Source organism: Porcincola sp. LCP21S3_C12, from assembly GCF_052118625.1.
Lineage (GTDB): Bacteria > Bacillota > Clostridia > Lachnospirales > Lachnospiraceae > Porcincola.
In genome coordinates this window covers 1-1,508 of sequence record NZ_JBQKGW010000062.1, presented here as the reverse complement: position 1 = coordinate 1,508, position 1,508 = coordinate 1, and the positions used below count along the sequence as shown (strand labels likewise).

Below are 1,508 nucleotides of genomic sequence, written 5' to 3'. Positions count from 1 at the left end.
CTAATTATTTTTTGAGAAGAGAGGGCTTCAGTAAGATGTCTTCAGTGGCAACTGGAGTGCACCCCAGAAGCCTTAACACCTCTTCTCCGTAGTGAAAGCTGAACGTTTCGTAGGGACTGCGATCGTTCAGCTTTTTCCTTTTATAGGAATTGATGTGATCCATCATTCTGGTCACATCCGTCTGCGTCAGGTTGTCAAAACTGGTTCCTTTAGGAAGAACCCGCCGAATCAGTTCATGGTTGACCTCGATCGCCCCTTTCTGATAAGGACAGCCAGCGTCACAGTAGTAGATACTGGTCCGCTGAAAGCCATAATCGGGGACAGCATAATCCCTATACTCGAGCTTCTTCGGATTGGAGAATTCGCTGCCGTTGTCGGTAACGATCACGGGGAAGAGGCTGCTGAACAGTTTCCCGCCAAGGCGGCCATCAAGCCATTCAAAGACATCAATCACGGACTGGGACGTGTTTGCGTCCCGCAGGAAAGCCAGCATCAGGGAGGACTCCACGAAATGGACCGTGAGCAGGCATTTGCCGCCAATCGTTCCGATTACAGAATCCATCTGGACAACTGCTGTATCCGGATTCTTCTCCATAAAGGCTTCGAACTCCTTATAGGAGCGCCCAATACGGCAGCCCTTGTCGACCTTGAATTCCGGTTTCTTATGACGGGTTCTAAATCGGACTTTCCGGGGAAGATCGATGTTCCGCACTTCAAGAAGGCAGTCATCGATGTAGTTGTAGATCGTTTTTTCACTGCACATCAGATCATCCTGATGGGTGATGTAGATCTCATGAATCGAATGTCCCTGCTTTACAAGAGGGGTAATGATACGGTTCAGCCGGGCAATCTCCTCTTCGCTGGTCGACAAGCCGCTCCGAGACTCGCAGATCACCTGATGAGATTTCAGGTGTGCTTTCTCAGCATCGTAGAAAGTCTTAAGCAGCGTGCATTTATCAATCGCCGGACAGGCATTGCAGACATAAGGGACATGGACTCTGACTGCGCAGACCTCTTCAACGAAATCCGGACAATGCTCATTACATCGGCATAAGCGACAGTAGTTGTAGCCTCCGGTCCTCGTACAGTCTTTTCCACAGAGCAAAGGGGATTTGATCTTACAGGACATTCGGTTCTTACACGCGTTAAATGAGTACCCGGGTTTACCGGTGGCGATTTCTACGGCATACTTTCGGACTTCCCTGGAGATTGTGGCCGGATCTTTATGTATCTGGGCAGCGATCTTCTTGAAGGACATGCCCTCCTTCAAGAGTCTCTGCAGCATTAAGCGTTCTTCATAGGTAAAAAACTTTGCCATGGCATCCTCCATTTCCAGCCGCCAACCGGATGAGGATATCGCACAGAGAAAAGAGATGACAAGAAAAAGAGACCAGCCCTGACTGATCTCTTTGCAAGCCGGGATGCAACCTCCCGGCAGGTATTTGATTAGTAACCATTATGGCCTCAGGCCAGAACGAGAGGGGTTGCATCTCGTTTTACAGTTGAGG

1 protein-coding gene is annotated in these 1,508 nt (G+C 49.5%); it reads right to left on the bottom strand.

Going from position 1 to position 1,508, the window contains the following annotated elements; translation table 11 throughout:
* Positions 1-4: 4 nt before the first annotated feature.
* The gene (locus ACTQ1N_RS12615; protein WP_441957001.1) at positions 5-1,318 is read right to left on the bottom strand and encodes an IS30 family transposase; all 1,314 of its coding nucleotides are present in this window, start codon (positions 1,316-1,318) and stop codon (positions 5-7) included.
* Between the last annotated feature and the right edge of the window lie 190 nt (positions 1,319-1,508).